5 protein-coding genes and 1 pseudogene are annotated in these 8,572 nt (G+C 42.6%); 1 reads left to right on the forward strand and 5 read right to left on the reverse strand.

Features of this window, described 5'->3' with window-relative positions:
* Positions 1 to 22 precede the first annotated feature (22 nt).
* The 4 genes from K941_RS0108830 to K941_RS15340 all read right to left on the reverse strand — a co-directional run bounded on the left by K941_RS0108830 (position 23) and on the right by K941_RS15340 (position 7,782).
* Positions 23 to 2,827 carry a lactoferrin/transferrin family TonB-dependent receptor gene (locus tag K941_RS0108830; protein ID WP_084137726.1) on the reverse strand — a complete coding sequence of 935 codons (2,805 nt, stop codon included), beginning with the start codon at positions 2,825 to 2,827 and terminating at the stop codon, positions 23 to 25.
* Entirely contained in the window at positions 2,754 to 5,594 is a 2,841-nt protein-coding gene (locus tag K941_RS0108835) for a transferrin-binding protein-like solute binding protein (RefSeq protein WP_029103338.1), read from the reverse strand. Before K941_RS0108835 ends, K941_RS0108830 begins: the two co-directional genes overlap by 74 nt.
* A gap of 336 nt (positions 5,595 to 5,930) precedes the next feature.
* Positions 5,931 to 7,196 (reverse strand): porin family protein, encoded by a 1,266-nt coding sequence (locus K941_RS0108840; protein WP_029103339.1) that lies wholly within the window; start codon positions 7,194 to 7,196, stop codon positions 5,931 to 5,933.
* 100 nt (positions 7,197 to 7,296) lie between these two features.
* Entirely contained in the window at positions 7,297 to 7,782 is a 486-nt protein-coding gene (locus K941_RS15340) for a DUF2726 domain-containing protein (RefSeq protein WP_228130392.1), read from the reverse strand.
* 284 nt (positions 7,783 to 8,066) lie between these two features.
* Here K941_RS15340 and K941_RS18120 point away from each other — a divergent pair.
* Positions 8,067 to 8,212: pseudogene (locus tag K941_RS18120) on the forward strand (IS1595 family transposase); the annotation flags it as partial.
* 79 nt (positions 8,213 to 8,291) lie between these two features.
* On the opposite strand, the gene K941_RS15350 reads toward K941_RS18120, so the two are convergent.
* A partial coding sequence (locus K941_RS15350) for a transposase (RefSeq protein ID WP_036387983.1) occupies positions 8,292 to 8,572 on the reverse strand: 281 nt, incomplete at its 5' end.

The following is an 8,572-nucleotide window of genomic DNA, read 5'->3' on the forward strand; positions in this document are numbered from 1 at the left end:
AGTGCGTTTTTTATTGACTCTTTTAGAACTTAGCCTGTAAAGACAATACAAAGTTGCGACCGCTGGCAGCATATTGGCTGGGCAATCCTTGGGTATGCTGATTACCAGAGACAACTGAAGTCTGACGCAAAGACTCCCATGGGCTATATCGATAATTAAAGACATTATTGATACCAGCTCTTACGGTCAACTTATCAGTTGGTTGATAAAATGCCGACAAATCTAGCGTTCTCCAAGCCTTACTATTAACCTTAGTGGCAACTTTTTCATAGGTGCCACTCGGTGATGCGACCAATGTGGTCAATTCGTTGTCTTTTTTAGCATCGCTAAAAATCCAAGTCGCACCGAAGCCCCACTTATCGCTATCAGCAGTGTAATCAAGCGATAAAGCATAACGAGTAGGTGAGATGGTATCTAGAAAGTAGCCAGAACCGTACTCAAAACCCTCTTTGATGTGGTTATCTTTAACTTTGGTTTTTAGATAGTTGGCAGATGCAGTCAGCCCCACAGGCAACTTATCCCAAAGCTCACCAAGATAGGCCTTAGCTTGAATGCTATGACCAGCCAGATGCGCATCTTGATAGTTGCGATAGCCCCACTGATCACCTTTGAGTGTTAAATCAATCAGATCATTGTATCGGTTATCAAAGTAAGTGGCCGTAACCTCACCCAGATTGCCATGGAAAGCGATACCGAACTCTTGGTTACGAGCCTTTTCCGGCTTAACATTAGTGCGGTAATGCTGATCGCTGTTTTCTTCTTTGGTCAAACCATCCAAACGGTAGCCGAACAGCTCTTTAAAGCTTGGTACACGATAGCCAGATGAGATGCGATACAGCAAGTCAACATGATCGGTTGGTTTTAGCACAAGACTGCCATTGTAGGATAGATTACGATATTTGCCTGTACCAGTCCAATCATCATCACTGTTAAAACGATGGGTATCATGACGAACACCTAGGGTAATGTTCGCAAGGTCTCCAATGGAAATCGTATCTTTAAAGGTGGCATAAGCATTATGACCTGTGATTGGTCTGTTGCCACATTTGCGGGCTTCGCCCAAATACTGCTGAGCCTCTTGGCAAATGTCTGTACCTTCTTGATACTGATTAATTCGGTAGGCTTCGATAAAGTTACCATTTGAATCTTTGATGTCATCTACAAACTTAAAGTCCAAACGATGATATCGCTCTTTAATATCGCCAATCCATAGATTGGAACGGAATTTATCCAAGCCAAAACCTAAGTTTAGACGATGATTGATGATGTCGCCTGACAGATTTTTGGAGAAATCTGCTCGCCACAGCAAATGGTCCTCACTGTATACTTTACGATTTTGGCGTTCGGCAGAATTTGGTTTATCCGCACTGGGTGTGCAGTTTCTATCAACCGTAGGATAAGGCGAACAGTATTTCTCGATTTGCAGATGATCGATGGTGACATTTTGCTTATCAACGCTCAAATTTAACTCATCAAACCAGCGGAAACCTTTAGGATTTTGATAGCGATAATTGATGCCGTAACGACTCTTATCGTGCTTTTCGTCAAAAAACTGTGCTTGCGTCCAAAGTCCAATTTTAGCATCGGTCACATAGCCTTCTTGATAGCTTTGTCCGCGATAAACGAGTGGTGATTGTGCCAGGTTGCCTTGACCTTGGTTGGGGACCAAGTGGTAGGCCGTTTTGGTCATATCACGACTGTTATAATTTTGAGTGGTCTTTTCGGTCAAAAGCTCAACTCGTTGCGTAGACGAAGGATTAAAGCCCGCCTTAATCAATACGGATTTAGAATCATATTGCATAGGGTCAGGCAATACTCGCTTATCGCCAGTGTATTCTTTAGCATCCATGGTCTCTAATACAGGCTTAATGTCCAGCTTTGGCTTAGTACAGCCAGCCACACTGCTAGGGTCGTTGTCCACATAGGTAGGGCATTCATCGATGATGATAAATTGGCGTCTTGGATCATTTTCGAATGCAATTGCCTGCTTATCAAAGTCCACCTGAGAGCCACCCCAACGCCACACTTCATAATTGGTTTGATAGATGTCGTTATGTGGCTTGACAGTCTCTTTGGTACGGTCGGTATACTGTACAAAAAGATCGGCTTTTTTATGGCGTAATGCCGCACCAACGGAGTGCATTTTTTGCTTGTTCTTGCTGGCGTATGCACCTTTATAAAAGGCTGAGAAATTATCGTCTGCATCTAGCACATCGTCAATGCTTTTGGTGCGAAAGCTCACCGCGCCACCTAGTGCGCCACTGCCAGTCTCAGAACCACTCGCTCCTTGACTGATTTGTACACCGCTGACATTTTCAAGTTCAATCTCATTGATTGCCCCAGAGCCTTCTCTGCCATCACCAAACTGGCGTTTTTGGGTCAGATAAGACTGGATTTGAGCGATGCCATCAACAGTGACCGCCACTCGGTTCTTGTCCATACCACGAATGGTGTAGCCACTGCTGGCCCCACGACCTTGCTCAACAACAGCCACACCAGCAACATCTTTTACCAGATCTTTGACGGAAAGTACTTGATTTTTATTCAAATCATCCATCGTTTTAATGGTTTTGCCAAGGCCAGTAACTTCTTCGGATTTGGCATGCAAGCGTTTTTTGATGATGATACTTACCGGCTCAAGCTCAACACTTGGATCATCCCCATTATTATTGGCAAATGCAGGCAAGTTACTGCACAGCATCGCTGTGATGGCCAGCGGCAGATATTTTGGGCGAAAATTCATCGTCTCATCCTTACTTCTGTTTCTTTTCATCTTCTGTGGTTTTTGTGCCATAGAATACCGCACCACCAACAACTGTCTCGTCATCGCTCAGATTCTTTTCAAAGCTGAACGACCCACCCAAGTGTTTGGCATTCTCGCCATAGAATGCTCCAGTCAGATTGTTACTCTCAACTGTTAGGATTTGTTGGTTTTGCTGACGACCTTCATCCAAATAGATGCCATTTGAACGAGAGGTGGCTGTGCCACTAAATCCATTGCCATTAATTGTGGCTTTTAGATTAAACGCAGGCTCAATGCCTGATTTTTCAGTCAGTGTGCCGGTCAACTGTTTGGCGCCAAAGTCCACTTCAAAATTTGCTTTGCCATCGTACTTACCATAACCTGCTTGCGACTGCCAGTGATGACCGATTCTGCCATGCCAAGTACCTTGATAGCTGGCTTGACCTTGATTGGCTATCTGACTGGCTGGCGTACGCTGACCCAGTATGTATAAACCTGTCAAAGAATCCTCAATGCCAATCAATGGGATTGCATCTGATTGCTCTGGCGTGCTGGCATCCGGCGTACTAGGCAGGGCAGGTAGATAAGCGGTTAAATTTTCTAAGTTATCACTGTTAAATTTATCACCTTGAGCAAACAGAGCTACCAACTTGCCACTTGCTTCCTCGTTACCATTTTTCAACTCTTCAAGCAAGGTAACAGCTTGTTTGCCAATAACATCTTGCCTGTCTTTGGTATAGGCAGTTTTAATCTTATCGATGACTTCTGCTTTTAGTTCTTCCAAATCATCAACATCCGCACTCGCCACTTCATCTGCACTATCTGTCGCACCATTTACACGCTCATCGTCATCTTCTGCAGGATTTTGTGCAGTTTCATTAGACTCTTCATTGTTACCAAAGTTGAAGTTGCCGTTTTCTATTGCGAAGATGTCCAGGAGATCTTTTAGCTCTTGTTTTTCAGTTTCAAGCTTTACTTTTAAGTCGGCTTTTGCCTTAGCAATTTGATCTTGAGTGTGGCTCGGTACGGATTGTGCCAACGAGTTCTGAACCAAGAACTCTTTTAAATTTTCTAAGTTATCACTGTTAAATTTATCGCCTGTGACAAGCATTTCTAGAATATTATCAGCAGCCCATTCTCTTTCTTCCTCATCTGAGTCCACCAAGCTATTAAACATATCCTGCAGGACTTCTGCTACATTTTTCTTACTACTCTCATCGTTATAGCCTAATAAAACCTTTTCAGTAATTTGCTTTCTTAAGGTCGCTCTATCTTGACTATTTTTTTGGTAAGAATCAAGCAGAATAGTCAGCTCTGCTTTTAGCTCATCCATTTTTTCAGTCAGTTTTTCTTTAGCAGCTTCAAGTTGTTCTGCGGTTGGTTTGGCAGGCTCGCCAACCTTGTCTTTATTCGTCACTTTAACATTTTCAGCGGGTTTGCTTTTTGCCGTCGTCTCGATGGTCTTGGCAGTCTTACTGACCGAACCCAATCTTAGAACGCCATCACTGCTGCCAAAACTGGTGATGACAGCTGTTTGTCCTGTTGGCAGTTTAACAGATTGTTGCGTTGTTTTTCCTGCCTCTTGGGGTAGGAGTGTGATGGTATGATCACCTAATTGCAGTTGGTCGACATTACCAAAGTTCACCAGCGATAACACTTGTGACTTTTGTGCAGGGTTGACAGCCTTGTCTTGGGTCAGCTCGACATAAGCACCACCAAATACCTGCTCAAGCTTCTCAACTTTCTCAGGGTTGTCCTGCTTACCAGCAAACACTGCAAAGACAGAATTATCATTGGTTAAAAACTTACCTGCCAATTCCTCAGCGTTTTCACCATAAAACCCACCTTCTAGGCGGTCATCGGCATTTTTACTAAAAAAGTTAGGCTTCATAAAGCTGGTTTCGGTATTTTTTGCGATGGCAGAACCCACAAATCGATTGCCCTTGATGGTCGCATCAATATCATAGCGGTCCAAATAGGTCTCTGGACTGCTGGCAATCGCTTTTTGCTTGGTAGATAGTGTGCCTGTCAGTTTTTTTGCGTCAAAATCAGCTTTAAAGACCGCACGATGATTGCCCTGTCTTGGGCTTACCTGACCAAAGACTTGCTCGGCAAAGCTGGTCGCACCGACTTCATCACCAAAGCCGCTGTCCATCCTATAGGCTAAACCACCACCGAACGCTTGGCGACCTGTATTCTCTTTGGTGGGAGACTCTCTTATTCGCTTGACATCAGTCACGAAATCCCAATGCCCCGTATAGTTTGCCACACCTTTGGCAAGCCCTGTGGTTGGATTTTCACCATAATAGTACAGATAGCCATCGCCTTTGGTATATCGCTTAGGTTGGTCTGTATCCTCATCAGTTGTAATCGTCTCATAAGGACGCAAACCAGCAAAAATCCAACCAGCTTTTACAAACTTATATTTATCATCGCTCTGATGTATCTTTTCATCCTTATAGCGCTCTTGTAACTCTTTGGTTAAAGCTGGCAAAGGGTTGGCATGAGCGGTCTTGATGTTATTTTCATCAAGTGGCACATGCTCTTCTAGACGAGTCAGTTTTTTCTTATCAAGAGCCAGATTACGCTTTGGAATCGCCAAAACACTGCCCAACACTGGCATGGTTAGGCGACTGTCTGCTTTATTCTTAGTATCAGCATTGGCATTGGCATTGTCATCAGCCTTATCGGTTGAGACATTCTTTGATTGGTCAGACTTCTCAATCATCCTAGACTGACCGATGACAATGGTACTTGGGTTATCAAAACTGCCACCACCACAGGCTGATAGCATCAATGAAGTCACAGCCACCGCCAAAGGCAATAGGCTAAATTTGGTACTCTTAGGCATAACCACTCCTTACTTTAAAAGGTCAGTAAAACAGCATCAAACAATCATTTGATCTTAGTGATCAAAGAATGATAACAATAACAATTCTTATTATATAATTAAAGAATTAACAATGCAAACCTTTTTTATAATTTGTGCAATGTTCTTGAAAGATAAGCAACCTGTAAATACAATTCACTTAACACCAAACATGCCACCTAGTACCTTTGGCATCATATGATGAACGATGAATCAAAATTGGTGAAAGCCGTGTTGAGACAATGACACAAAAAATCAACAAACCAAGACGACATCAATCGTGCAAGACTTGCTGATTTTAAAGATGATGTAAGTTTTTTAAAATTGGCGACTCACCTCTAAGAACACACGACTTTTATCGTAGTTGTACAGTGCGATGTTGCTGTCATTTTTTTGGTATTGCCAAGTCAATTTCGGCGTTAGCCCTAAGTAGCTCAGCTTATTATGCCAAACACTGATGTTGGTAAAATACTCATCACTTGTTTGTATTTGATTAAAAATCGGCATCGGTCCATGATAGCGTCTTTGGGAAAAATTCAAACTGCCACTCACACCGAAATCATGCCACCGCTTGGTAATTGAACCTTGTATGCCGACACGGGTATAGGAGTCATCTTTATCCCGGGTTTTTGCCTGTCGATAATCTGCACCAACACTGACCCAACCACTTTCTCCCAGCCAGTTAGGACGCGTAGAAAAGCTCGCTTTGGCACTGACACTATGACCTGATAAATGATGTCTGATGTTATGATGATGTTTGGCAAATTCAACATTAGTAGCAAGCTGGCTTTTTTTACCAAGCTGTCTTTGACTGCCAATACTCACACCCAGCGTGTCCGAAAAATGCTTTAATTCATTAACACCCTTTTTACCACCAGCATACCAAGCAGTCTCCACAAAAGGCGAAACAGATAAGCTACCCCCAGTATGGTTTTTGACAGTGTTGACCCCTAGGCGAAGCTGCGTTTCATTATAATGCTTAGCATCACGAAAGAGCTTGCCACTCATCGTAACAGAAGGTTCTAGCGTCATGCCACCTTTGAGTAAAACTTTCTTTTCCATACCTGCATTGATGGCGACACCATGTGCTTGCTCAGCAGCGTTTGCCGTCCAGCCACCACCCAAATCGGTCTGATTGGGTGCATTGTTAATGTTTTTATCAACAATTACATTGCCAGAAAAATACACCGATGGCTTGGTTAAATTTGTTAAGGCTTTTTGGTAGGCACGCATTTCACGGACAATATAATCTGGTTGCTCTGCAAGCAGTTGTTTGGCTTCTAGATATTGACGATTGGCAAACAAACTCTGAATCAGTCTAACGGCAAAAAGATCATTATTGGGGTATTGGTTATGCAAAAATTGGTAGATTTTGCTGGCTTGACCATGTCTGCTTTCCGCACCTGCCAGCACGGCACTGCCCCAGTCAACCATTTCAGATTCAATGATTTCACTCGGCTGTTTTTGGTAGATGGGCAATAATAACTGAGTTCCAGCCACATCATTAGCCACCAGCACCGAAAGCATTGCTCGAGACAGTAAGGTTGGGTTGGTCAGTAGCATCTGTTCATCCACTGAAAGCATGACGTTGGCGGGCTGCGGTGATATTGGCAGTCCTGAGTCGATAGGTGGTGTTATGTCAGGTATTTTAATATCTGATTGTAGACGGCGATCATCTTGCGTATCAGCATGTGCAACATGAACAGTAAACAGGAAAACAGATAAGACTAATCGGCAAAATGGAAAACGCATGGCAACTATGGGCAGTTAGGATAGGGATAAGAAAATAAATGATACTTATTATTATTCTTTTTGTCAAGTAAGCATCACTGCCAGACCATCCAAATTGCCTAATAACTTCTAACACATCAACACGCAACATGTCAATACCAGGCATTTTCTCCGCATGAAAACGCGTGATGGGAATGCCTGCACTGGACAACGCCTTATCCTTCTTAGCATCTTGTCTTTGGCGAGCTTGACTATCGTGAGTCCAATCATCCAGCTCAATGGCAACCAACACTGTTTGGCAGTCTTTATCAATTAATACAAAATCCACACTCTGGCGACAGACACGATTGAACCAAAACCGCCGATCTTGCCCTGCTTCATCACTTGGTTTAATGATGCGTGAAAGTTGCACTTGACTAAAAATGAGAAATTCAGGCAATGCCAACTGTAATTTTTAAAAAACAACACTTCACTGTCCGTCATGATTGGCATTGTCTCAAACAGCCAGACGGCCATGTCATCGCCTCTAACCGTTTTTAACTTAGGCTGTTTTAGACAATGCACCCAAACCACAATGCCTAGCATTAAGAGAAAAAATACAACCACCAACAACACGATAGATATAGACGACATAAAATCAGACTTGTGATAGAATACAATCTCAATCTTGAAGCTCAAACCTTGTTTGATGGAGAGATAGGCTTGATGAAAGTTATTTTGGTAGTGTCTGGTCTTTTAAAGCGAAACGGTAACGTTTTTGTTGTTGTCAAAGACATCAAAACTGACACTTTAATGCCGATTATTACAAGCAAAATCAAACCTGATGGTATTTATATACAGACCGCTACAAAAGCTACAATGTTCTTGATGAAGTGTTGCAGTTGGTTTGATAATTCAAGGTTTAAAAACACATAACCAAAAAATACAGACAATATCACAATAATACACTCAACAAACCACAAAATCACCACACACCCCCATGTTCCAAAACAGCTCATCTAGATCATCAGTCATCCAGCCCTGTCTTAAAGACTTAGCTTGACTCCATTTATACTCAATGGGGTTTAAGTCAGGAGAGTAAGGAGGCAAGAACAATAAACGATGTCCATGCCTGTTTAGTAGCTTTTGGATTCTTTTGTTTTTATGAAAAGGAGCATTGTCCATGACAATCACGCATTTTCGCTTTAATTTTGGAATTAAGGTGTGTTTTAACCAATCATAAACCGTTT

It is taken from the genome of Moraxella caprae DSM 19149 (genome assembly GCF_000426885.1).
Lineage (GTDB): Bacteria > Pseudomonadota > Gammaproteobacteria > Pseudomonadales > Moraxellaceae > Moraxella > Moraxella caprae.

Coding starts and splice junctions, on each gene's coding strand:
- K941_RS0108830 (WP_084137726.1), bottom strand. CDS start 2,827: ATGACGAGACAGTTGTTGGTGGTGCGGTATTCTATGGCACAAAAACCA.
- K941_RS0108835 (WP_029103338.1), bottom strand. CDS start 5,594: ATGCCTAAGAGTACCAAATTTAGCCTATTGCCTTTGGCGGTGGCTGTG.
- K941_RS0108840 (WP_029103339.1), bottom strand. CDS start 7,196: ATGCTTTCAGTGGATGAACAGATGCTACTGACCAACCCAACCTTACTG.